The organism is Aeribacillus sp. SP014 (assembly GCF_054055575.1).
Genome location: NZ_JBSRXI010000001.1, coordinates 2,379,480 through 2,404,445 on the forward strand (window position 1 = coordinate 2,379,480; position 24,966 = coordinate 2,404,445).

General features: G+C 40.7%; 20 protein-coding genes and 1 pseudogene. All 21 read right to left on the reverse strand.

Annotated elements, in window-relative coordinates:
• Nucleotides 1-3: 3 nt before the first annotated feature.
• The 21 genes and pseudogenes from ACVIJU_RS11510 to ACVIJU_RS11610 all read right to left on the reverse strand — a co-directional run bounded on the left by ACVIJU_RS11510 (nucleotide 4) and on the right by ACVIJU_RS11610 (nucleotide 24,945).
• Nucleotides 4-1,272, reverse strand: coding sequence for a methionine gamma-lyase family protein (locus tag ACVIJU_RS11510; RefSeq protein WP_063386742.1), 1,269 nt, complete (start codon nucleotides 1,270-1,272; stop codon nucleotides 4-6).
• 14 nt (nucleotides 1,273-1,286) lie between these two features.
• On the reverse strand, nucleotides 1,287-2,534 hold the full coding sequence (gene hflX, locus ACVIJU_RS11515; RefSeq protein WP_082830231.1) for a GTPase HflX: 1,248 nt from the start codon (nucleotides 2,532-2,534) through the stop codon (nucleotides 1,287-1,289).
• Between the two features lie 530 nt (nucleotides 2,535-3,064).
• Nucleotides 3,065-3,979 (reverse strand): stage V sporulation protein K, encoded by a 915-nt coding sequence (gene spoVK, locus ACVIJU_RS11520; protein ID WP_456687946.1) that lies wholly within the window; start codon nucleotides 3,977-3,979, stop codon nucleotides 3,065-3,067.
• Nucleotides 3,980-4,398: 419 nt separating this feature from the next.
• On the reverse strand, nucleotides 4,399-4,626 hold the full coding sequence (gene hfq / locus ACVIJU_RS11525) for an RNA chaperone Hfq (protein ID WP_066246428.1): 228 nt from the start codon (nucleotides 4,624-4,626) through the stop codon (nucleotides 4,399-4,401).
• Nucleotides 4,627-4,656: 30 nt separating this feature from the next.
• Entirely contained in the window at nucleotides 4,657-5,613 is a 957-nt protein-coding gene (miaA, locus tag ACVIJU_RS11530; RefSeq protein WP_339192922.1) for a tRNA (adenosine(37)-N6)-dimethylallyltransferase MiaA, read from the reverse strand.
• Nucleotides 5,614-5,839: 226 nt separating this feature from the next.
• Entirely contained in the window at nucleotides 5,840-7,738 is a 1,899-nt protein-coding gene (gene mutL / locus ACVIJU_RS11535; RefSeq protein WP_456687637.1) for a DNA mismatch repair endonuclease MutL, read from the reverse strand.
• 9 nt (nucleotides 7,739-7,747) lie between these two features.
• Nucleotides 7,748-10,367 (reverse strand): annotated as a pseudogene (gene mutS, locus ACVIJU_RS11540) (DNA mismatch repair protein MutS).
• A gap of 312 nt (nucleotides 10,368-10,679) precedes the next feature.
• Nucleotides 10,680-11,234 (reverse strand): outer spore coat protein CotE, encoded by a 555-nt coding sequence (gene cotE / locus ACVIJU_RS11545; protein WP_063386736.1) that lies wholly within the window; start codon nucleotides 11,232-11,234, stop codon nucleotides 10,680-10,682.
• A gap of 242 nt (nucleotides 11,235-11,476) precedes the next feature.
• Nucleotides 11,477-11,902: a RicAFT regulatory complex protein RicA family protein gene (locus ACVIJU_RS11550; protein WP_063386735.1), complete on the reverse strand. Its 426-nt coding sequence runs from the start codon at nucleotides 11,900-11,902 to the stop codon at nucleotides 11,477-11,479.
• Nucleotides 11,902-13,434, reverse strand: a complete 1,533-nt coding sequence (gene miaB / locus ACVIJU_RS11555; RefSeq protein WP_063386734.1) for a tRNA (N6-isopentenyl adenosine(37)-C2)-methylthiotransferase MiaB — start codon at nucleotides 13,432-13,434, stop codon at nucleotides 11,902-11,904. Before miaB ends, ACVIJU_RS11550 begins: the two co-directional genes overlap by 1 nt.
• A gap of 203 nt (nucleotides 13,435-13,637) precedes the next feature.
• A complete protein-coding gene (locus ACVIJU_RS11560) occupies nucleotides 13,638-14,504 on the reverse strand; it encodes a 2-oxoacid:ferredoxin oxidoreductase subunit beta (RefSeq protein ID WP_063386733.1) in 867 nt (288 codons plus the stop codon).
• Nucleotides 14,505-16,262 carry a 2-oxoacid:acceptor oxidoreductase subunit alpha gene (locus ACVIJU_RS11565; RefSeq protein ID WP_063386732.1) on the reverse strand — a complete coding sequence of 586 codons (1,758 nt, stop codon included), beginning with the start codon at nucleotides 16,260-16,262 and terminating at the stop codon, nucleotides 14,505-14,507. It abuts the gene before it with no gap.
• Between the two features lie 369 nt (nucleotides 16,263-16,631).
• On the reverse strand, nucleotides 16,632-16,892 hold the full coding sequence (gene spoVS, locus ACVIJU_RS11570) for a stage V sporulation protein SpoVS (protein ID WP_003181955.1): 261 nt from the start codon (nucleotides 16,890-16,892) through the stop codon (nucleotides 16,632-16,634).
• Between the two features lie 178 nt (nucleotides 16,893-17,070).
• Nucleotides 17,071-17,865 (reverse strand): TIGR00282 family metallophosphoesterase, encoded by a 795-nt coding sequence (locus ACVIJU_RS11575; RefSeq protein ID WP_063386731.1) that lies wholly within the window; start codon nucleotides 17,863-17,865, stop codon nucleotides 17,071-17,073.
• An 82-nt stretch (nucleotides 17,866-17,947) separates the two neighbouring features.
• A complete protein-coding gene (gene rny, locus ACVIJU_RS11580) occupies nucleotides 17,948-19,507 on the reverse strand; it encodes a ribonuclease Y (protein WP_063386730.1) in 1,560 nt (519 codons plus the stop codon).
• A 248-nt stretch (nucleotides 19,508-19,755) separates the two neighbouring features.
• Complete coding sequence (gene recA / locus ACVIJU_RS11585) at nucleotides 19,756-20,796, reverse strand: recombinase RecA (protein WP_082829319.1); 1,041 nt, start codon at nucleotides 20,794-20,796, stop codon at nucleotides 19,756-19,758.
• A gap of 136 nt (nucleotides 20,797-20,932) precedes the next feature.
• Nucleotides 20,933-22,186, reverse strand: a complete 1,254-nt coding sequence (locus tag ACVIJU_RS11590; RefSeq protein WP_094246518.1) for a competence/damage-inducible protein A — start codon at nucleotides 22,184-22,186, stop codon at nucleotides 20,933-20,935.
• A 24-nt stretch (nucleotides 22,187-22,210) separates the two neighbouring features.
• Nucleotides 22,211-22,789, reverse strand: a complete 579-nt coding sequence (gene pgsA / locus ACVIJU_RS11595; protein ID WP_094246009.1) for a CDP-diacylglycerol--glycerol-3-phosphate 3-phosphatidyltransferase — start codon at nucleotides 22,787-22,789, stop codon at nucleotides 22,211-22,213.
• Between the two features lie 54 nt (nucleotides 22,790-22,843).
• Nucleotides 22,844-23,731 (reverse strand): helix-turn-helix domain-containing protein, encoded by an 888-nt coding sequence (locus ACVIJU_RS11600; protein ID WP_094246010.1) that lies wholly within the window; start codon nucleotides 23,729-23,731, stop codon nucleotides 22,844-22,846.
• A 15-nt stretch (nucleotides 23,732-23,746) separates the two neighbouring features.
• Nucleotides 23,747-24,541 carry a YmfK family protein gene (locus ACVIJU_RS11605; protein ID WP_066246441.1) on the reverse strand — a complete coding sequence of 265 codons (795 nt, stop codon included), beginning with the start codon at nucleotides 24,539-24,541 and terminating at the stop codon, nucleotides 23,747-23,749.
• Nucleotides 24,542-24,687: 146 nt separating this feature from the next.
• Nucleotides 24,688-24,945: a DUF3243 domain-containing protein gene (locus ACVIJU_RS11610; protein ID WP_063386726.1), complete on the reverse strand. Its 258-nt coding sequence runs from the start codon at nucleotides 24,943-24,945 to the stop codon at nucleotides 24,688-24,690.
• Nucleotides 24,946-24,966: the final 21 nt, after the last annotated feature.

Sequence of the window (24,966 nt, forward strand, 5' to 3'; positions counted from 1 at the left end):
TTTTTATAGTTCGACTAATCGTTTTTCTATTAATTCATTAACGGCATGGAAAATAGCGATTTTGACATGTTCAAACGTCAAGCCTCCCTGCACATATGCCACATATGGAGGACGAATCGGTCCATCCGCTGAAAGCTCGATGCTGGAACCTTGGACAAAAGTCCCGGCCGCCATGATGACTTGATCGCTATAACCCGGCATTTCATTTGGAACCGGTGTTACATGCGAGTTTATGGGCGATGCAGATTGAATCGCTTGGCAAAACGCAATCATCATATCTGCATTATCAAACTGAACGGACTGAACTAGATCTGATCTTTTCTCATTCCAGCTAGGATTGACTCGCAACCCGATTTCTTCCAGCATTGCAGCGGTAAAAATCGCTCCTTTTAGCGCTTGTCCAACAACATGCGGAGCGAGAAAAATACCTTGAAACATCTCATGAAGACTGTAAAGCATTGCACCGGCTTCCCTTCCGATACCAGGCGAAGTGAGCCGGTACGCGCAAGCTTCCACGAGCTCTTCTTTTCCAACGATGTATCCTCCCGTTTTCACAAGCCCTCCTCCAGGATTTTTTATAAGAGAGCCTGCAATAAGATCAGCACCTGCATGTCCCGGCTCCTGATCTTCGGTAAACTCACCGTAGCAATTATCGACAAAAACAACAATTTTTTCATTGATTGATTTGATGAAAGAAACCATTTCCTTAATTTCCTGAATGGAAAATGACGGTCTGACATCATATCCTCTAGAACGCTGAATTCCGATCATTTTTGTTTTATCACTGATTGCCGCTTTTACTCGGTCAAAATCAACTCGTCCTTCAGGAGTCAGATCAATTGTTTGATAAGAAATGCCAAATTCTTTTAAAGAGCCTGTCCCCTTTCCGCGGATACCGACAATTTCTTCAAGCGTATCATACGGCTTTCCGGTAATATAGATGAGTTCATCACCGGGCCTTAATACGCCGAAGAGAGCCGTTGAAATGGCGTGTGTACCAGAAATGATTTGCGGCCGGACAAGTCCTTTTTCACATCCAAAAATATCAGCATAAACATCTTCCAATGTATCCCTGCCGATATCATCATATCCGTATCCTGTTGAGGGAATAAAGTGGGAATCGCTCACCCGATGCTTTTGAAAACTTCTGAGCACGCGAAGCTGATTTACTTCCACTACTTTGTCAATTTCTTCGTGAAATGGTTTTATTTTTTTTTCTACTTTTTGAGCTATGTCCATAATTTTTTTTCCATGTGTAAAATATTGAAACATCTGTAAAACCCTTTCTACTTATTCTTCATAATTTGATCATATACTGGATGGTCGCGAAACACTAGACCAGAAACGATATAGTGCTGATTTTGTTCGTCAAATTGCAAGGTTGAAACGAGCGTATTTGCTTTTAACAACGATAGACGTTTCCCATCACCTGTTGGAACGGAGACAACGTAAGGATGCATTTTTTTCTTTAATTTTTCTTCAATAGCTGTTTTTAACCGTTCTATATCTTCGTCACAAAAAGCAGAAATGACAATATAGTCTTCCTTTAAAGAAGGAAAGAAATGCTCTAGTTGTTGATCTTTTTTATTGTACACTGTTAAAACAGGCAATCCGTCCGTTCCTAATTCTTTTAATAATTCATTCACAGTGTTTTCATGCTGAATATAGTCAGGATGAGAGCTGTCGACGATATGTAAAAGCAAATCTGCTTCCTTTATTTCTTCTAACGTAGAACGAAAAGCAGCGATAAGGCTTGTTGGCAGCTGCTGGATAAAGCCGACAGTATCAGTCATGAGCACCTTCATGCCGGATGGGAGAAACATTTTCCTTGTCATAGGATCCAATGTGGCAAACACCATATCCTCCTGAAATGAATCAGCAGCTGTCAGCTTATTGAACAGCGTTGACTTTCCTGCGTTGGTATAGCCAACAAGAGCGATTTGAGTTTGATGATTTCTCTTTCTTTGCGAACGATAACGCTCGCGATGGGAAACAATATGGGACAGCTGTTGTTTTATATCGTGAATGCGATTTCGGATGTGCCTTTGATCCGTTTCAAGCTTCGTTTCTCCCGGACCTCTTGTCCCGATTCCTCCTCCTTGCCGAGATAGATTCAATCCATGTCCCGAAAGTCTCGGAAGCAAATATTCAAGCTGTGCCAGCTCAACTTGAAGTTTCCCTTCTCTTGACTTCGCCCTTTTTGAAAAAATATCCAAAATTAGCTGAGTCCGATCGATCACCTTTACCTCTAACAGACGAGCTAAATTTCGCAGCTGGCTGGGCGACAGCTCATTATTGAAAATAACGGTATTTGCCTCTGTCGTTTCGATAAGCTGTTTAATCTCATCAACTTTTCCTTTTCCAATATATGTAGATGGTTCGGCCCTCAGTCGATTTTGTGTGCAAACAGCTGCGACTTGGCCGCCCGCAGCAGCCGTGAGCGATTTCAGCTCTTCCATTAAATAAAAAAACTGTTCTTCATCGGTTTCCATGAACTTGACGCCAACGAGAATCACCTGTTCTTTCTCTTCCACTCGTCTTCTTCCTCCAATTATGCTGCAAATTTATAAGCTATGCGTTATGAAATAAACCTTCGATAAACGGTTCAATGGTAAGGTTATCAAATTTAAATCATCTTTAGTGCACTTTAAGACAAAAGAAACGTATTGAATTCAAAAGTAAGATGATCAAACTCAATTCATCTTCAGCACACTTCAAGACTAGAAACGTTGCTAAGTTCAATGTTAGGACTCAACTAAATCATCTTCAGTATGCTTTAAAAACAGAAACGTATTGAGTCAAAATAAAGATTATCAAACTTAAATCATCAATGCACTTCAACACTAGAAAAACTTATTGAGTCAACGTTAAGAGTATCAAATTCTAATCGTTTCAGCCAATTAAAATGGCTGCCGTCATTCTTTTCTAAACTATGTGAGAAAAATAAACGAATTTGTGTAAATTATGTGCAGCAATAAAACAGGAGCTTTCTTCAAAGCTAATTTAAATAAAGATTTATCAATCAATTCTTTTCAATAATCAAGCAAAGCAGCCTAGGGGCTGCTTATACGTTTAATATTAAATCTTCTTCTTTTACAAGAAGCAAATCTTCCTTGCCAAACTTATCAGAAAGCAGGAGCCTCATTGCCTGTGCCCGTATAGATTTTTCGATAATGTTGCGAACATATCTTCCATTTGAAAAGTTCGTTGGGTGAGTCGCATATTTCACTTTTAGCAAATGCTCTTTCAATTTGCATTCAGCTCCATGGCTAAATCGATACTCTTTGTCCTTCATCATTAATTTTGCTATTTCCATCAGCTCATCGACTGAATAGTCCGGAAAATCAACTACAATCGGAAAACGGGACTCGAGTCCAGGATTTAAAGATAAAAAACGATCCATTTCCCTTGGATATCCGGCTAAAATTAACACAAAATCATGCTGTCTGTCTTCCATATGTTTGACAAGGGTGTCAATTGCTTCTTTTCCGAAATCTTTTTCTCCTCCGCGGGCTAAACTGTATGCCTCATCAATAAAAAGAATTCCGCCAAGTGATTTTTTGATCAAATCGCGCGTTTTTTGTGCTGTATGGCCGATATATTCACCTACTAAATCAGCCCGCTCCGCTTCAATTAAGTGCCCTTTCGATAAAACATTCATTTGGAAAAAAAGCTTTCCAATCAATCGCGCGATCGTTGTTTTTCCCGTTCCGGGATTCCCTTTAAACAGCATATGAAGCGCTTGCCTTCCGGTTTTTAACCCCTGTTCTTCTCTTTTTTTATTCACAAAAATCCATGCATATATTTCCTTTAATAATCTTTTCACTTCTTCCATTCCAACAAATGCGCCCATCTCCTGTTCAATCTCTTTTAATACACTGTGTTCGACAGCCGCTTTGGAAATGGAAAGATCATATGTCGCGATTTTTTCCTTTTTACCTTCAAGTTCAGTTTTGCTTTGTCCTAAGACAATATTCATTTGGCCGTTATTTTTGAAGGTGACCGCTCGCTCCACAGGCTTCACCTCATTTTTATATTTATCTTCTAAATTACATCTACTTTGTTTAAAGGAACATGTCATGGAAAAAGGTTGTTATTATTAATATTTATGCTGAAAGCCAAGTAGTACAAACCTTCTTTTCATCTATGTCTTCATAAAAACTAAGCAGTATTTTTCTGAAGCCTGGGTGGCTTGCGGCCTGGACAAGTACAGATTCCTAGGACAGGTTAGTTAAATATTAGCGAAGGGCAAAAATAACGACCATTCAAATTATCTGCGTTTAGCCGATAATTAGGAAAACATGGATTGAAGATAGAAAAATACCTGACATATCGGAACCGCTGCCACGAAACCTTTCCTTCTCATGAAAAAACCGGAGATCATCTCCGGTTTTTTCGTCATGCTTCAATGTCAATTTGTACATTTCTTTGCGGTGCAAATGTTGAGATCGCATGCTTGTAAATGAGCTGCTGTTTTCCCTCTGATTCGATGAGGACCGTAAAATTATCAAATGCTTTTACTTGTCCTCTAATTTGGAAACCGTTTAATAAAAACACGGTCACGTAAGTGCCATCTTTTCGTAACTGATTTAACACTTGATCTTGAATGTTTATCGGTTGCTTCATCATTCGTCCTCCTCATATCCTCTATATTTATTATTTCTTCTCAGAAAGAAGCTTTCCTGCTATATAATGAAAAATTTCACTAACTTTTTCTTCCATCGAGACAGGCGGAGTCATATCAAACCATTTGACATTCATTTTGTTTCGAAACCATGTTAGTTGCCTTTTCGCATATCTTCTTGTGTTTTTTTTCAACGTTTCAATTGCTTCTGCAAGAGAAGCCTTGCCATCAAAAAAATCGTATAATTCTTTATATCCAATCGCCTGCGCAGATTGTACACCGCGAACTCCAGAATCATACAGCGATTTTGCTTCTTCAATCAAACCTTCCTCAATCATTTCGTCAACTCTTTTATCAATCCGTTGATACAATACATCGCGGTCCATCGTAAGGCCGATAATGGCGGTATGATAGCGCTCATTTGCTTCATGCGTCTTTATATGCTCGCTCATTTTTTTTCCTGTTTTATAGAAAATTTCTAAAGCACGGATGACTCTCCTAGCATTGTTTGGATGAATTCGTTCCGCACTGTCAGGGTCGATTTCCTGTAAACGCTCGTGTAATGCTAAATTCCCATGCTCATGCAAAAAATTTTCCAGTTCTTTTCTTATTTCAGGGTCAGATTGAATATCGGAAAATTGGTAATCATCATATAGAACCGCTTGAATGTACAAGCCTGTTCCCCCAACAATCATCGGCATTTTTCCGCGCTTTGTTATCGAGGCAATTGCTTTTCTCGCAAGCTCTTGAAACTCGGCAACGGAAAATTCTTCCGAGGGATTCTTTAAGTCAATTAAATGATGGGGGATTCCTTCCATTTCATGCTCTTTTATCTTTGCTGTTCCGATATCCATTCCTTTATAAATCTGCATGGAATCGCCGCTGATAATTTCGCCGTTTAATTTTTTGGCTAATTCAATGCTTAGTTTCGTCTTTCCGACAGCAGTTGGGCCAATTAAAACAACAAGTCTATCCTTTTCTTCTTCCATATTGACCACACTTTCAAAAAATACTCACTGTTTCATCGTATCATGATTTTTAAGAAAACACCAATGTATTATACCCTTTTTCATCATAGAGTATACTCTTTTCAATTGATTTCATATTCTCTTTATACTGCTCTAATCCGAAAAAAACAACTTTTGTCCAATCATTGCTCCCATCTCCATTTACCTCATAACTTGACAACGATCTTTTACATGCAGCAGAAAACTATTACATAACCCTCTTAAACATTTTTTCGAGCTCATAGGTGGAAAAATGAATGATGATCGGCCGGCCATGAGGGCAAGTAAATGGATCTGACGCTTTTCTTAGCGATTCTAGCAACGCGAATATTTCTTCATTGTTTAAATATTGATTCGCTTTAATTGATCCTTTGCAGCTCATCATGATGGCTGCATCTTCTCTAAGCTTGTGGATATCCGTCTTTTTTTCATTAAGCACCTGCTGGATCAGCTCTTCAATAATTTCTTTTTCTTCACCTTGCGGGAACCATGTTGGATGAGATCGAATGATATAGGTGTTCGGTCCAAAATTCTCCAAAAACACTCCGACCTCAGCCAGCTCTTCTTTATGCTCTTCGATCACCATGACTTCATCAGAGGAAAAGCTCAGTGTTAGGGGAACAAGCATTTCCTGCACTTCGCTCGCCACTTCCCCAACTTTTTCGCGGAAATATTCATATTTGATTCTTTCTTGGGCAGCATGCTGATCGATTATATATAATCCTTTTTCATTTTGCGCCAAAATGTAAGTGCCGTGCATCTGTCCAATTGGATACATTGGAGGAACTCGGCTTTCATCCAACCTATTATTGTCCGAAACCTTCTCTTCATGTTCTTCGTTGTTATTTGGCAAATACTCTTGTACTTCAGTTTCTCCATCGACAACTGGAGGTTCAGCTATTTTTTCAGAGGAAAAGGATTGTTGCTGCTCTTCATCTGTTCCTCTATGATCAATCGAATACAAATCATCTTCTTTCCATTGATTATCAGCCGTTTTTGGTTGAAACGTCCATTCTGGATCCTGTTTTTCCTTATTGATCAGATGTTCAAATTGGATCTCCTGCTGCACGTTTACCGGGTGCTCTTTTTTCTTTTTGACTGTATCAGAGGTTGGGATAAGCTCTTTTTTCTTAAATGCATCCTGTATGCCTTTTGCGATGACTTCAAATAATTCCGCTTCTTTGCTGATTCTGACCTCCAGTTTGGCAGGATGAACATTTACGTCCACTAAGATCGGATCCATTTCAATATGAAGATAGACGACCGGAAAACGCCCTATAGGCAGGAGAGTATGGTACCCTTCTTCCACCGCCTTCGTAATGGAATGATTTTTAATAAATCTCCCGTTGATCATCGTAGAAATATAGTTTTTGGATGCTCTTGTCACTTCCGGCAACGATAAATAGCCGCGTACGTCAAAATCAAGCGAACGGAAATGGACCGGAAACATTTTTTTCGCAATGGGAACCCCGTAAATCGCTGCAAGAACTTGCCGTACATCTCCTTTGCCGTTCGTATATAGAAGCCGTCGACCGTTATGCGTAAATTTAAACGATATGTTTGGATAGCTCAGCGCAAGACGATTGACTATGTCGGTTATTCTCCCAAGCTCCGTATTCAAGCTTTTCATATACTTTAATCGAGCCGGCGTATTGAAAAACAGGTTCGTGACCGTAATGTCCGTTCCTTTTCGACTTGATGCTGTCTCTTTTGCTGTTACCTTCCCGCCGATTAAAGTAATTTTCGTCCCGGGTTTATCCCCAGTGCTAGTTTTCATTTCCAGATGAGAAACGGCGGCAATCGAAGGCAGCGCTTCGCCCCGGAAGCCGAGAGTTCGGATGCGGAATAAATCCGCTTCATCTTTAATTTTGCTTGTTGCATGCCGCTTAAACGCCTTTTCGCAATCATCTGGCTCCATTCCGTCCCCATTGTCCACGACGCGAATTTTGCTCAAACCGCCTTCTTCCGCCTCAATTTCAATCACTGTGCTGTTTGCATCAATCGCATTTTCGACTAGTTCTTTCACAACAGAAGCCGGCCGCTCCACGACTTCCCCAGCGGCAATTTTGTTGGATAAACTAGCATCCATAAGGATGATTTTTCCCATCATCATCACCTATTTCAATTTCTTTTGGATGTCATACAGTGTGTTTAATGCTTCAAGAGGCGTCATATCCAATAGATCTAAGGAAGAAATGATGGAGAGCACCTCTTTTTCCTTTGATGAAAGCTTTTTCCCTGCCGGCTCTTTTTTCTTCTCTGCTATTTCATCGCCGAATAAAGAAAGCTGGCTTGGCTCCGCAGAATACTCGATGCTCGGTTCCACCGAATGCTCGATGACGGATGGTGTATGTTTCTCTTTCTGATTGTCTCCTTCCAGTTTGCTCAATATTTCTTTTGCCCTTTGGATAAGAATTTCAGGAAGTTCCGCAAGCTCAGCAACATGAATTCCATAGCTTTGATCAGCCGCCCCTTCATCCACTTTATGGAGAAAAACAACCTTTCCGTTTTCCTCTATTGCCTTAACATGGACGTTCTGCACATTTTGCAATTCATCTCCGAGCACAGTTAATTCGTGATAATGGGTCGAGAACAATGTTTTGGCTCCGATGTGGTCGTGAATGTATTCGATTATCGCTTGAGCAAGCGCCATGCCGTCATATGTCGATGTCCCGCGCCCGATTTCATCAAATAAAATCAAGCTTTGATTCGTGGCATGTACAATCGCATTTTTGGCTTCCAGCATTTCCACCATAAACGTACTTTGCCCTGATACTAAATCGTCAGCCGCTCCAATTCTAGTAAAAATTTGGTCAAAGATCGGCAGAACCGCTTCGCTGGCAGGGACAAAGCAGCCGATTTGCGCCAAAACAGCCGTTAAAGCAATTTGCCGCATGTACGTACTTTTTCCTGACATGTTTGGACCGGTGATTAAAAGAATGTTCCTTCCTTCTTTCATCCAGCAATCATTCGGAACATAGTTTTCGGATTCCATCACTTTTTCTACGACTGGATGACGACCGTCTTTTATGTAAAGCTCGGAGTCGGAAAAGGACGGTTTCGTATAATGTCGTTCTTCGCTGATTACAGCAAAGCATTGCAGGCAGTCAAGCTCGGCAATCTTTTTAGCCAAGAGCTGCAATCTAGGAATATATTGCTTTACTTCGTCGCGAATTTGCACGAACAATTCATACTCAAGATCAACAATTTTTTCTTCCGCTTCTAAAATCAACGCTTCTTTTTCTTTCAGCTCTGGTGTCACATAACGTTCGGCATTGGCCAGCGTCTGTTTCCGTTCATATCTTCCTTCATCCAAAAGATGAAGATTCGCTTTCGTTACTTCAATATAATATCCAAACACTTTGTTGTAGCCGATTTTAAGCGATTTAATTCCTGTCAGCTCTCTTTCTCTCTTTTCCAGCTCTGCTATCCACGTTTTTCCGTTTCTCGCTGCATCTCTGTAGCGATCCAATTCTTCGTTAAATCCGTCCTTAATGATGTTCCCCTCTTTGACTGAAATCGGCGGGTTTTCGATGATCGCTTTTTGAAGCAACTCCTTCAAGCTTTCACAAGGATCAATTTCTTTTTTTATTTGCTCCGAATCAGCAATTCCTAACGAAGCAACGATTGAGCGGATCTCAGGAATTTTTTCAAGCGACTTTTTCAATTGAATCAGATCTCTTGCATTTGCATTTCCGAACGCAATTTTTCCCGACAGTCTTTCTAAGTCGTATACTTCCTTCAGCAATTCCCTTAGTTCTTCTCTTTCGATATAGCGGTCGATCAACATTCCAACGATATTTTGCCGCTTTTCAATTTCTTTTTTGTCAATAAGCGGACGGTCAATCCATTGCTTCAGCAGACGCGCGCCCATAGCTGTTTTCGTCTCATCTAGCAGCCAAAGAAGGGAGCCTTTTTTTTCCTTTCGATCGAATCGTCTCGGTCAGCTCCAAATTTCTTTTCGAGTACATATCAATTTTCAAATATTGATTTAATTGATAAAACTCCACCTTTTGCAAATGCTCAAGCGTCCGTTTTTGCGTCCGTTCTAAATAGTTGTATAGCCTTGCAAACGTTATTTTCAGCCGCTGATCTTGCAAATGTCCTGCAATGCTTTCTAATTTTTCAAGATAAGCTGCGTCTTTTTCAATCGAAAATGTCACAGGCTGTCTTTCTAATATCATTTTTTTCAGTTTCTCAGGAAAATCATCTGCCACTACAATCTCTTTCACTTGGCGGGAATAAAGCTCGCCCAAGCAGTCCTCCATTGTGGAGAGAAGGGTGACATATGATTCCCCTGTCGTAATATCTGTCAAAGCTAAGCCGAAAAGCGCTTCAAAGACCGTAACGGAAGCAATATATTGGTTGTCTTTCTCGCCTAGCCCTTTTCCTTCCATTAATGTCCCTGGTGTAATGAGCTGAACGACTTCCCGCTTCACAACACCTTTTGCTTGTTTCGGATCTTCTGTTTGTTCACAAATCGCCACCTTATAGCCCTTTTCAATGAGCTGTTCGATGTAGCTTGAGGCTGAGTGATACGGCACCCCGCACATTGGGATTCTTTCCTCGCCCCCGCCATCACGGCTTGTTAACGTAATTTCCAATTCTTGAGAAGCCTTGATGGCATCCTCAAAAAACATTTCATAAAAATCGCCTAAACGAAAAAATAAAAAGGCATCCTGATAGTCTGCCTTGATGTTTAAATATTGCTGTATCATTGGCGTGTATTGTGCCATGTTCATCCCCCGACTGTATGTAAAAGTTAACATCTTTTATTATAGCACAAACTCTTTATTCCGAAAAAAACTTATTCGCTCAAATAACCTATGACAAAACAATAAAACTAAAAAGCACGTACATGATTATTCGCAAATTTGTTTATTGCGTCCACCTTTGACATAAATGTTCATGATTAATGGCGGATTTGTTTATTCCTTTAAACTTTTGACATAAAAAATTAAGAAACAGGTGCGTGATTATCGCAAATTAGTTTATTCCGCCAAACCTTTGACATAAAAAAACTAGGAAGCAGCCCTCCTAGTTTTTCATTATTCTTCTGGTTCACCTTCTAAAAGCTCTGGCGTCAAATCTTCTATTTCATCCTCTAAATCCTCTTCCCAATCATCCCATTCCTCATCGGATTCAGACAAGTTGTTAGGATGGACGGAGACGACCACTTTCGTTTCTCCGATGACCTCTGCTAAAAATTCTCTTTCTACTTGAACCACAATGTTTTCGCCGTTTGGAGAAATGGTGACTTCCAGACAATTCGGCTGCTGCAAAACACGGGCAACCACTTCGTTCTCGTCATCTAAATAGTTGTCATCTTTATATCGTAATTTTAACACATCTGTATACTTGACACGCTCTGTAACTACTTCTGTTTTCGTATTTTCATCAAATGAGTACCAAACGTTAATATCATATGTTCCCTCGATTTCAACTGTTTTCCCCCGTTTTTGCGCATCATATTTATGGTTAATAATCCAACCACCCAAAATACTTGCTGGTTTCTTCTCAGGACTAATCGTATGTGTTGCTTGAGTAAACTTTCGACCTTTTGCTACTACCGCTTTCGTTATGATTTCCCTATATTCTGCCATTTGCCAAACCCTCCTCAAAACGATCGTAAAAAGATTTTCGCTAGGACAAGCTCGATATTTTCATAAATCCTTCTAGTTCATTCTATGCATGAGCCAGAAAATATGTACCAAAAATTAAAAAAGACGCTGACGCGTCTTTAAACAAAATGAGGGAGGATTGGCCGAAATCATAGAAAAACCAATTGTTCATAAGCTCAAACGGTTTTTATTTTTTCAAAAATAGCCTGAAAACCTTAATACGATTAATGGCAAGATCCATGTTTATTCCGAATTTGGGCGCCTGTTTCACCCGTTAACAGATTGCCGCCAGTTGAGCGAATAATTTCATTTGTCACATGGTTTGAAATTGTATTCGCTACTAATTGAAGAAGATCGTTAACTTCAATTTGCGATTCTTTAAATTGCTGGACGATCGGAATTTGATCTAATTCTTCATACAGGCTGTCAATTTTCTCCTCCACTTGTTTGAGAGCTTCATGCTTTCCGAAATGCTGAAAATTGACGGCTTGTTTTTGCAGGCTTTTAATGCTGGCAATCATTTCCCGAACTTTTTGATTTTCGTTAATTTGTTCTTCCGCTTTTTTAAAGAAGTCAACTTGCTCTGTTTCGGCTATCATTTGCGCCAGTTCTTTTGCCTTTTCTAAAATATCGTCTTTCGTATACGCCATTACAATGTCACCCCAATTTGCTCTTCCACCATTTCTCCATCAAGAGTCCAGGTTTTGGCTTTTGTAATTTTTACTTTTACAAGCTGACCAATCGCCGATTTCGGACCTTTAAAGTTAACTAGTTTATTTTTTCTCGTATACCCTGCCAAAATGTCAGGATTGTTTTTGCTCTCGCCTTCAACTAATACCTCAACGACTTTGCCTTCATATTCTTTCATTTTTTGGGCGGAAATTTCGTTGACTAATGCATTTAATCGCTGCAGCCGTTCTTTTTTCACTTCCATCGGGACATTATCTTTCATTTTAGCAGCAGGCGTTCCTTCCCGAGGCGAATAAATGAACGTATAGGCACTGTCAAAGCCGACTTCGCGATAGAGGGAGAGTGTTTCTTCAAACTGCTCATCCGTCTCATTTGGAAAGCCGACAATGATATCAGTCGTTAACGAAACGTTTGGAATCGCCTTTTTAATTTTTTGCACTAATTCTAAATACTGTTCGCGCGTATATTTGCGTGCCATCAATTTCAATATTTCCGAGCTGCCTGACTGCACCGGAAGATGGATATGATCGACAAGGTTGCCGCCTTTGGCCAAAACTTCAATTAAACGGTCGTCAAAATCTTTCGGGTGACTTGTGGTAAAACGAATTCTGGCGATATCGATTTTTCGAAGCTCGTCCATTAAATCGCCTAGGCCGTATTTGATATCGTCAAAATCTTTCCCGTAGGCATTTACGTTTTGACCAAGTAACGTGATTTCTTTATACCCTTGCGCTGCAAGGTGGCGAACTTCTTGAATAATATCCTCCGGTCTGCGGCTCCGTTCTTTGCCTCGAGTGTACGGAACAATGCAATACGTGCAAAATTTGTCGCAGCCGTACATAATATTGACCCAAGCTTTAATATTTCCTTTCCGGACTTTCGGAAGGTTTTCAATCACATCGCCTTCTTTTGACCAAACCTCCACGACCATTTCCTTCGACATGTACGCTTCATTCAACAAATGCGGAAGGCGGTGAATGTTGTGTGTTCCAAAAATTAAATCAACATATTGGTACTGCTTTAAAATTTTGTTGACAACAGATTCTTCTTGGGACATGCAGCCGCAAACACCTAAGATAAGATCCGGCTTTTCCATTTTGAGCGGCTTCAAATGCCCAATTTCCCCAAATACTTTGTTTTCAGCGTTTTCCCTGATCGCACATGTGTTTAACAAAATAACATCAGCATCTTCTGTGCTGTCAGTCGGCTTATATCCGAGCTGCATAAAAATACCGGCCATCACTTCCGTATCATGTTCATTCATTTGACATCCGTATGTGCGAATATAAAACTTTCTGCCTTCTCCCATTCCTTTTAAATGTTCAGGAATGACAAAATCTTTATGGTATTTCACTTCTTCTTTTCCGCGCTTTTTCGCATCTTTTAAAGAAGGCGGAATGTAAACACGCTCGAAATACTTACTGTAATCCTTCTCGGATTTTTTGTCCGAAGGATTAACCAGCGTGGTTGCTAATCGTTGTTTTTCATTCATGGCGCATTACTCCTTCATGTTTAAAAGTGTACACTGTTTTATAGTATATCGTGTTAAGTAGCAGAACACAATATTGCACCATTATTTTATAATAAAGACACTTTTTTTAAAAATTTTCGATACAAGATTTCTAGAAATAAGCTAAAAGTAGATTTCTTCCTTTAACAATTGAAATCAAAAAAAGAGAGAGGGGAACCCCTCTCCTACATAAACTCTGCTACTAATTCGTCAAATTTTTCTTTGCTAAGTTTCAGTTCAGCTTTTGCAAGCGGCACTTCGCCGAATCCTGGAACAAGCTCTTCATATGGTTTTTGTTCTTTATTTTGATAAATAAGACCTGTTACAAGACCGTTATATTCCATTAACGTTTGCATCGCAAGTTTTTTGTCAGAAGGATCATATCCTTCAATATCTTTCAGCTTTGTTAAATTCTCTTTAAACCAGTCGTATGTGTTCACTTTGTTATAAGTAACGCAAGGACTGAACACGTTGATAAAGGAAAAGCCTTTATGCTGAATTGCTTGTTCGATCAAGGAAGTTAAATCTTTTAAATCTGTCGAAAAGCTTTGCGCAACAAACGTAGCACCTGCTGTTAACGCCAATTCCATTACGGACAGCGGAGATTCAATTGAACCTTGCGGGGTGCTTTTTGTTTTAAAACCGACATCACTTCTTGGGGACGTTTGTCCTTTTGTTAACCCGTAAATTTGGTTGTCCATCACAATATACGTAATGTCGATATTTCTTCTCATCGAATGAATGGTATGCGCCGTACCAATAGCAAACCCATCGCCGTCACCGCCAGCTGCTATGACCGTTAAATCTTGGTTCGCCATTTTTACACCTTGTGCGATCGGCAGCGCACGACCGTGAATTCCATGGAAGCCGTAAGAATATATATAACCTGAAATCCTTCCTGAGCATCCAATTCCGGAAATGACTGCAAGCTGATGCGGTTCCAAACCGACATTAGCCGCTGCCCTCTGTATAGCTGCTTGAACCGAGAAATCGCCGCAACCCGGACACCAATTCGGTTTGACATTGTTGCGAAAATCTTTAAAAGTGGCCATTTAGAACAACACTCCTTGTTTTGTGAACTCCTTGCTTTGCGTATAAATTTCATTCGGCAGGAACGGGTTTCCGTCATATTTTAATAGAGATTGAATTTTGTCAGCAAATCCGACATTCATTTTTATAAGATTTGCTAATTGTCCTGTTGCATTATGCTCCACAACGATGACTTGTTTAGCCTTTTCAATGAGCGGGCGAATTTCCTCTTTCGGGAATGGATGAATGAGACGGATATGCGCATGGTTCACTTTCACTCCGTCTTCTTCTAGACGTTCCATCGCTTCCTCAATGGCCCCTCTTGTCGAAATGTAGCCGATGAACAAAATATCCGGCTCTTCATGCTTGTCATTTTTATGAACTTTATTGTTGAACTCTATTTGTTCTAATTTGCGAAGCCGTTTTTCCATTTGCGCCTTTCTGTTTGCGGCAGCTTCCGAAGGTTTTCCGGTTTCATCGTGCTCAACACCTGTCACATGGTGGATGCCGTTTTTCATTCCAGGAATCACTCGCGGCGATATACCGTCTTCTGTTATTTCATAGCGTTTGAAATACCCTTGATTGCCTGCTTCCGGAACTAATTCTTCATTTAATAGTTTTCCGCGCCGAATTTGGATAGATTCATAGGAAAGAGGTTCAACCGTTTGCTTACCAAGAGAAAGCTGCAAATCAGAAAGTACAATCACAGGGCATTGGTACTCTTCCGCTAAGTTAAACGCCTCAACCGTATCATAAAATGCTTCTTCCACCGTGCTCGGTGCAATAACAATTTTTGGTATCTCTCCATGTGTTCCGTAAATCATAGCCATTAAATCCGATTGCTCCTGCTTAGTTGGAAGTCCAGTGCTCGGACCACCGCGCTGTGTATCAACTATGACTAGCGGAGTTTCCGTCATGCCTGACAGACCGATCGATTCCATCATTAATGATAAACCAGGACCAGCAGAGGAAGTAAATGCCCTAGCGCCAGCATAGTTGGCTCCAATCGCCATTGTGGCTGCAGCGATTTCGTCTTCCGTCTGAATGACAGCTCCTCCTAAATCTGGAAGCTTTTTAATCAAATATTCCATAATTTCCGAAGCGGGAGTAATCGGATAGGCAGCCATAAAGCGTGCACCAGCGGCAATCGCACCTAGAGCGATGGCGTCGTTTCCAATCATGAACATCCGCTTTTGACCATCAGCTTTTTCCAAATAAAGATCTGAACGGTCAAACCCTAATTCTTCTTTTAAATATTGGGCGCCTTTTCTAATCGCCTCCATGTTGTTTAAGACGACTTGTTCGCCTTTTCTTCCGTAAGTGTCTTGTACAACTTCCTGAAATAATGACGGGTCAAGATTCAAAATTGCGCTTGTTGCACCGATTGCAACCATGTTCTTCATTAAAGATGTTCCCAGCTCTGAAGCGATTTCCGTAAAAGGTACTGAATATAAGGAAACATTGCTTCCTTCAGGGATTTTCGGTCCAAACTTTGCATCGGCAAGAATAACTCCGCCGTCCCGCAATTCGTGAAAATTAAAATCGATCGTTTCTTGGTCAAAAGCAACAAGAATATCTAAATCATCGCTTATCGTTCGAACTTTCTTCGTGCTGACACGAATTTTATTGTTTGTATGTCCCCCTTTAATTCGTGAAGAAAAGTGGCGGTATCCATATAGGTAATAACCAAGCCGGTTGAGCGTAATTGCAAAGACTTCTCCTGTACTTTCGATTCCTTCTCCTTGCTGCCCACCGACTTTCCATGAGAGTTGGTTTACCATTTCTATGTTACACTCCTTTGGATCTAAAATATCTTTATCATTTCCGGTATTTTAGAGGCCCACTGCCTTGCCGAAAAGTCTATGATGATGAATTATGCTATTTTTAGCCATAATAACCTTGTTCTGGCAGCAAAACCACCATACCTTAAAATTTTTGGGATAATCCTAAACGATTTCAATTTTATCCCTAAATAATCAAAATTACAAGTTTAAATGCTTGTAATGACAAAAAATTTTAAATATTCACCATTCTTTATTTCTGTATAATGAAATTATAATAAAACCGATAAATATTATCAACATTTTAAGCAAAAAACAGTCTGCAACCGAAAAGGAGTGCAGACTGTTTAGCTAATTTATTTAAACATGTTATCTCGGCTCAACAATCAATTTAATGGCTGTTCGTTCTTCACCGTCTATTTGAATATCTGTAAATGCCGGAATACAAATTAAGTCAACACCGCTCGGAGCTACAAATCCTCTTGCTATCGCTACCGCTTTTACAGCTTGATTCAATGCTCCAGCTCCAATCGCTTGAATTTCGGCGGCTCCACGCTCCCTCAGCACCCCTGCTAGCGCTCCGGCGACAGAATTCGGATTAGATTTTGCTGAAACTTTTAATATTTCCATTTCCTAGTTCCCCCTTCATTTTTTACAATGGTTCGTGAAAATTTATTGGAACAAATGCTGTTAGATGCATTGTTCAAAAGACCCATCACCTCTTGAACAATTGGTTCCATCCCATAGTTACTATATTCCCTAAAGTTTGGCAGTATTCCTGCTTATTTTTAATTTTTTTTTATTTAATTTATTCAAAATAAACGTGATCATCATTGATTAATATTCGTTTGATCGATTTCGCTTTGCCGGTTCCTTCCTCAATTTCCACTAATACGGCATTTAATTGTCCTCTGCCTTCATTGATTTCAAACCGAACAGGGAGATTCGTTAAAAATTTTTTTAATACTGCTTCCCTGTCAACTCCTAAAATACCGTCATATGGTCCTGTCATCCCGACATCGGTAATAAATGCCGTTCCTTTATCTAAAATTCTTTCATCGGCAGTTTGAACGTGTGTATGAGTGCCAACCACTGCGGAAACTTTCCCATCCAAATACCAGCCCATCGCTTGTTTTTCGCTCGTTGCTTCCGCATGAAAATCAACAAAAATATATGGAGTTCTTTTCTTCGCTTCTTGAATCAATTCATCCGCTTTCCGAAAAGGGCAATCGATTGCCGGCAAAAATGTTCTTCCCTGGAGGTTTATGACTGCAAGCTCTTTTCCATCCGCTTCCACGTACACGATTCCTTTTCCTGGTGTGCCTTCAGGAAAGTTAGCCGGTCGAACCAACGCTTTTGCTTCATCGATAAATTCAAAAATTTCTTTTTTATCCCAAGTATGGTTGCCCATTGTCACTGCCTGAACTCCCAATGAAAGAAGCTTCTGGTAAATTTTCATAGTTATTCCTTTGCCATGTGCAGAATTTTCACCATTGACAATTGTTACTTCAGGATTATATTTTTTCTTCAGCTTCGGCAAATATTGTTCAACCATTTCTCTCCCTTTTGCTCCTACCACATCGCCTACAAATAAAACTTTCATGATGAATTCCTTTCTAAATGTTTATTATATAGTTTTGCATAAATTGAAAAAAAAATAAAGCGGCACATTTTCATGTACCACTTTATTTGGCATATTCAACCGCACGAGTTTCCCTAATGACGGTCACTTTAATATGTCCAGGGTAGTCAAGCTCTTCTTCGATCCGCTTGCGAATATCTCTTGCTAATCGATGAGCTTCTAAATCATCTATTGCATCCGGTTTTACCATGATGCGAACTTCGCGGCCTGCTTGAATGGCGTACGATTTTTCCACACCTTCAAACGACTCGGAAATTTCCTCCAATTTTTCAAGCCTGCGAATATAATTTTCAAGCGTTTCACTGCGGGCACCCGGCCGTGCTGCCGATAAAGCATCAGCCGCTGCAACTAAAACCGCAATTACCGATGTCGGTTCTTCATCCCCATGATGGGAAGCAATGCTGTTGATGACAACCGGGTGTTCTTTATACTTCGTTGCCAGCTCCACGCCGATTTCAACATGGCTTCCTTCTACTTCGTGGTCAATGGCTTTTCCGATGTCGTGCAGAAGCCCTGCACGTCTTGCAAGGATTTGATCCTCACCTAATTCGGCAGCCATCAATCCGGTTAAAAAGGCAACCTCTATTGAATGCTTCAGCACGTTCTGGCCATAGCTCGTTCGAAATTTCAATCTGCCTAAAATTTTGATCAAATCCGGATGAAGACCGTGAACGCCAACTTCAAATGTCGTTTGTTCTCCGATTTCCCTAATATGCTCGTCCACTTCCCGCCGCGATTTTTCCACCATTTCTTCAATTCGCGCTGGATGAATGCGCCCGTCTTGAACAAGCTTGTCAAGCGCAATTCTTGCTGTTTCACGGCGAATCGGATCAAATCCTGATAAAATAACCGCTTCCGGTGTATCGTCGATGATGAGGTCGATCCCTGTCAACGTTTCAAGAGTGCGGATATTTCTTCCTTCTCTGCCGATAATTCTCCCTTTCATTTCGTCATTTGGCAAATTCACAACAGAAACGGTCGTTTCAGCCACATGATCTGCTGCACAGCGCTGTATAGCAAGGGAAAGAATTGCCTTTGCTTTTTTGTCTGCTTCTTCTTTCGCCTTTGTTTCTGCTTCTTTCACCATTACAGCAATATCATGAGAAAGTTCCTTTTCCACTCGTTCAAGGATGATTTGTTTCGCCTCTTCACGCGATAAACCCGAAATGCGTTCAAGCTCTATTTGTCCTTCTTGCACCATCTTTTCCACTTTGCTTTCCATCTCTTCAATATGCTGTTGTCTTTCATTTAGAGAATCTTCTTTTTTATCTAGCATCGCCTCACGCTTATCTAATGATTCATCTTTTCGATCGAGATTCTCCTCTTTTTGCATTAAACGGTTTTCTTGTTTTTGAAGTTCATTTCTTCTTTCGCGAATTTCTTTTTCTACTTCCAAACGAAGCTTATGAATTTCATCCTTTGCTTCCAGAAGCGCTTCTTTTTTCGTTGCTTCAGCTTCACGCTTAGCATCTTCAAGAATTTGTTCCGCGGCGTTTTTTGCACCCGCTATTTTCGCTTCAGCAATGGATTTTCGAACAAAATAACCAACAACTGCACCGACGATTAGGCCAAGCAAAATGGAGATGATTTCAATGAGTTCCATTCTTTCACCTCCTCTTGCTATGAACTTGTCACAAAGAAAGTGTCGGCATTACACATTTACTCTCCCAATAACATTTTCCAAAAAAATATGTTAAATATATTGCAAAAATGAAAAAATATACATATCCATTTTAAATGTGGGAATAACCCTTGTCAAGTTTTCATCTTGTCGAACAAAGGATGGGGCTTTTTTTGATCAAAAAAATAAGACCGGCTACTCCGCCAGCCTTACGCTAAGATGTGCGTACATTATTCATCCAAAAGCTCGAACGTTTCCTGCCCCTCTTGCACAGGTTCATTCGTTTCAAGGCCATATGCCTTGCGAATTTCTTGCTGAATGGCATCGCGAATATCCGGATTTTCGCGCAAAAATTGCTTTGCATTTTCTCTTCCCTGTCCTAAACGCTCCTCTTGGTAAGAATACCACGAACCGCTTTTTTGTATAATATCCAATTCCGTTCCCAGGTCGATGATTTCTCCTTCTTTTGAAATCCCTTCCCCGTACATGATATCAACTTCTGCCGTTCTAAAAGGAGGCGCTACTTTGTTTTTGACAACTTTAATTTTCGTTTTGTTTCCTACCATATCATTTCCTTGTTTCAGCTGTTCAGCTCTGCGCACTTCAAGGCGGACAGATGAGTAAAATTTCAGCGCGCGTCCCCCTGGAGTTGTCTCGGGATTTCCGAACATGACGCCCACTTTTTCCCTTATTTGATTAATAAAAATCGCAATGGTTTTCGACTTGCTAATGGCTCCTGAAAGCTTCCGAAGCGCTTGTGACATAAGACGCGCCTGCAATCCGACATGCGCATCGCCCATTTCGCCTTCAATTTCCGCTTTTGGGACGAGTGCTGCGACCGAGTCAATGACAATGATGTCGACTGCACCGCTGCGAACGAGAGCTTCTGCAATCTCAAGAGCCTGCTCGCCGGTATCGGGCTGCGACAAAAGCAGTTCATCAATATTAACACCTAAATTTTGCGCATAGACAGGGTCGAGCGCATGTTCCGCATCGATGAACGCTGCTTGCCCGCCTAGAGCTTGAACTTCAGCAATGGCATGAAGGGCCACTGTCGTTTTACCGGAGCTTTCCGGTCCATATATTTCAATAATCCGACCTCGAGGATATCCGCCGACGCCAAGAGCTGCATCCAATGCCAGCGATCCGCTTGGAACTGTTGAAACTTTTCGCTCAGCTTGTTCTCCAAGCTTCATTATCGAACCTTTTCCGAATTGTTTTTCAATCTGTTTTAACGCCATTTCCAAGGCAGCTTGACGATCATGATTCAATACAATTTCCTCCTTAAAAAATTGATAGCTTCAAAATAAATATACCGTGTTTTTTCCTGTTTGCCAAGAAAAAAGGGAACATTTATTCGTTTTTTAATTTTCATTATATAAAAATTAAAAAACCGGATGAAGACGCTCATAACCGGTTTTCCATTTCCTTTATTACATTCATTACATAGTAGCAGCCATAATTTGCCGTTCTGTGCCTGATCCCTTCCCGAGTACCGGAAAGATGAAGCTCAAAGACTGCCGTCGGCCGATCGTCGATTTGAATACCGATATAGACAGTCCCAACTTCTTTTCCTTCAGAAGGATCAGGTCCTGCCACTCCCGTAAAGCTGATGCCGATATTGCTGCCGGTCAATTTTTTTATATTTTCCGCCATTTCTTTCGCACATTCAGAGCTAACGGCTCCTTTTGTTTTCAACGTTTCTTCCGACACGCCAAGAACATGCTGCTTCACTTCGTTTGTATAGCAGACAATTCCTCCAAGCACAATATTCGAAGCGCCTGGAAAATGGGTCAGCTGTTCGGAAAAAAGACCGCCCGTCAAACTTTCTGCAGCCGAAATAGTATATTGCTTTTCTTTTAGAAGCTTCATAAGCTGCTCTTGGATCGAAGTTTCACCGTGTCCATAAAAATATCGGCCAACACGGCTTAAAATCTTTTTTTCTGTTTCGTCAATCAGCTTCAGCGCAGTCGACTCATCTTCATGTTTTGCTGTCAGGCGCAATGTTACTTCGCCGTCTTTTGCCAGCGGCGCGATGGTCGGATTTGTTTGCTGATCAATCAGATCCTCTATATCTGTTTCAAGCTGAGATTCGCCGATGCCAAAGAAACGAAGTACACGCGATATGATTTTTTCTTTTAACCCGTAATGATATTGCAAAAACGGCACACCGTAGTTGATAAACATCGGCTTCATTTCTTTCGGAACGCCCGGCATTAGCAAATATGTAATTCCGTTCGCCTCTAACGCCATTCCTGGCGCCATTCCGTAATGATTTGGCAAAACAGTAGAACCTTCCAAAACTAATGCTTGTTTCCGATTGTTTTCCGACATTGTCCGTTTCGTCCGTTTAAAAAAATCCTCAATGTTTTTCATCGCCGCCTCGTCGATCACGAGGCGTTTATTCAAAATACGTGCAATCGTTTCTTTCGTCAAATCATCTTTTGTCGGGCCGAGCCCGCCGGTAAAAATGATGCAATTCGACCGTTTTTTTGCCGTTTCGATCGTATGCTTGAGCCTTTCAGCATTGTCTCCAACGACCGTATGATAAAAAACATTAACACCTATTTCGGCAAGCTTTTTTGATATAAATTGGGCGTTTGTGTTGGCGATCTGTCCAAGCAACAGTTCTGAACCGACAGCAATAATTTCAGCATTCACATTCATACAATATCCTCCACATGGTTATTTCGAATTGACAAACGCGTGTTTATTTTTCATGAAATAGTCCCATCCAGATAAAATGGTAAAAAAGAGCGCAACCCACAAAGCAATGTCTGCAAATGGAAACGAAATCCATTCAAAAGGTATATTATGTAAAAGCAAAGCGGAAATAGCCACGATCTGTGTCCATGTTTTTATTTTGCCGAGCATGTTAGCTGCTACGACTTCTCCTTCACCAGCCAGAACTAAACGCAATCCGGTTACGGCAAATTCACGGCTGATGATCAGAATGACAATCCAAGACGGAGCAGCACCTATTTCCACCAATATGATGAGAGCTGAAGAAACGAGCAATTTATCGGCAAGAGGATCTAAAAACTTTCCTAAATTTGTCACAAGTCCAAGCTTGCGTGCATAATATCCATCAATCCAATCGGTCGTCGAAGCTAAAATAAAAATGAGGGCGCCAACGACATGTTTGACAGGGATGACTTCTTCACCGACCGACCAATTTCCCCAATTAAAATCGCCCAGCATCACAATCATAAATATTGGAATTAGCATAATTCTTGATACAGTAATTCGATTTGGCAAATTCATTTTGTACCTCCACTAGCATAAAGTAAGAAAGAATAAGCCATCTCATACGATGACTTATTCATTCTTGTTATTTAAAATGATAATATCCTGCCGAACCATTTTATTCGGGTCCGTTTCATAAGAAACGGCTTCTCCATTCACTTGAATGGTCGTAAATCGAGCATCGCCTACAACGATTTTTGCTTCTTCTTCCGCTGTTACATCAACCGTTTTCTGCTCATTTTGTCGCATCATTCCTGCAAAAAACGATTTTCCTTTTCCGTTCTTCACTTCTATCCACGAATTCCCATTGGTTGAAATATCGATCACCAATTTGTCCGCATTGGACAATTCATATACGGTTTCTTTCCCTCTTACTTCTTTTACCGTCAATGTTTGCTTCGTTTCATTTTCGGCGTTCTCATCTTTTTTCTCCTCTTGTTCTGTTTCTTCAACCGAACGGTCTTTTTCATCGACAATATTATTTTGCTCTTTTTTCTCAGGCTCCACGCCAGAGGTTTCTATTTTGACGGATTTTGTATCGTCCTCCGTCTGAACGCCTTCATCTGTGCTTCCACGCTGGGAAAGCACCCAAACGATAATCGCCACCAAAATAATAACAGCGATGACGGCAAGCTTCGGCAACAGCTCTAAAAATTTGGAAGCCGGCTTTGGAAGCTCTTTATGCGTTTGAACGCGGGACAATTTCTCAGGTATCTCATCATATGTACTTGGTATTTCATTTTTATACTGTTCAAATAAAACATCCGGATCAAGGTCAACCGCTTCCGCGTATTGTTTAATAAACGCACGCACATAAAAATTCCCCGGCATGATCGAGTAGTTTCCTTCCTCAATGCCGATTAAATAGCGCTTTTGAATTTTAGTTATTTCCTGCAAGTCATCGAGTGAAATGTTTTTTTCCAGCCTAGCTTGTCTCAGATGGTTACCTAACTCGCTCAAAACGTACCCACCTTTCTAAAAATCAAATCCATTATAAATTGAGTGGCCAAACGGCTGATGATTATTTTCTACAACGTCATACGTAATTTCTTCATCAGGGTGATGTCTAAGTTCAATAATGTAGTCGAAATCATCCAAAGTATATTCGGAGCTCTGAACGAAAATATCTGGATGCTCCACGACTTTCGTTGCCGGAAGCTGCATCACTTCCCGAACTAATTGCAAATGCTGTTCAGAGCCTCTTTTCATCGTGACGATTCCATCTAAAATAAACACGTTATCTGTCCGGTATTCATCAGCAATCAGCCTTTCCCGGACAGTTTGCTTCAGCATGGTTGAAGAGAGAAAAAGCCATCTTTTATTCGCACAGACGCTCGCCGCTACGATCGATTCTGTTTTTCCGACACGCGGCATTCCGCGTATGCCGATTAATTTATGACCGTCTTGTTTAAAGAGCTCGGCCATAAAATCAACAAGAATACCAAGCTCATCGCGAACAAAACGGAACGTCTTTTTATCATCTGCATCCCGTTGAATATAAAAGCCATGACGGACAGCAAGACGATCTCTCAGCTTAGGCTGCCGCAATTTTGTCACTGTTATGTTGTCCATCGTATTCAGAATAGATTCAAGCCTTTTAATTTGTTCAATCGTTTCGCAGCGCAGAAGCATCCCGCGGCGCATATCATCAACGCCGTTAATCGTAACGATATTAATGTTCAGCATACCGAGCAAAGACGAAACATCTCCCAGCAGCCCCGGCCGGTTTTTTTGAATTTTATATTCTAAATACCATTCAGTTTTTTCCACCTTCAAAGACCCCCAAATAACACACCTATAAATTTATAATAAATCATTTTAGATAAAGAAGAAAGGATAATTGCAAGGAAAAAATAAAGGGCATCTTGGTCATTTCACCAAGTGCCCTAACTTGACAGTAATAAATGAAAAACATCCTAATGGACGCTGTCATTTTGAACAAGTTTCACCATCATGTTGGCGATTGCATGTTGCTCCTCTTTTGAAGCGACACTCCACAGATCGTGAAGAATTTTTTCTTCAGGGTTTTTCGGCTCCACTTGCTTTGCTAAATAATCACCGATTTCATACGCTAAATTGGAAATAACCTCTTGGGACAATCCGCCGCTTTCTGCTTGCTGGAGGCGATCCGCCAAAAAATCTTTCCATTGATTCCAATTTTCCAATACTGACATATGTTCCCCTCCTTTATCGTT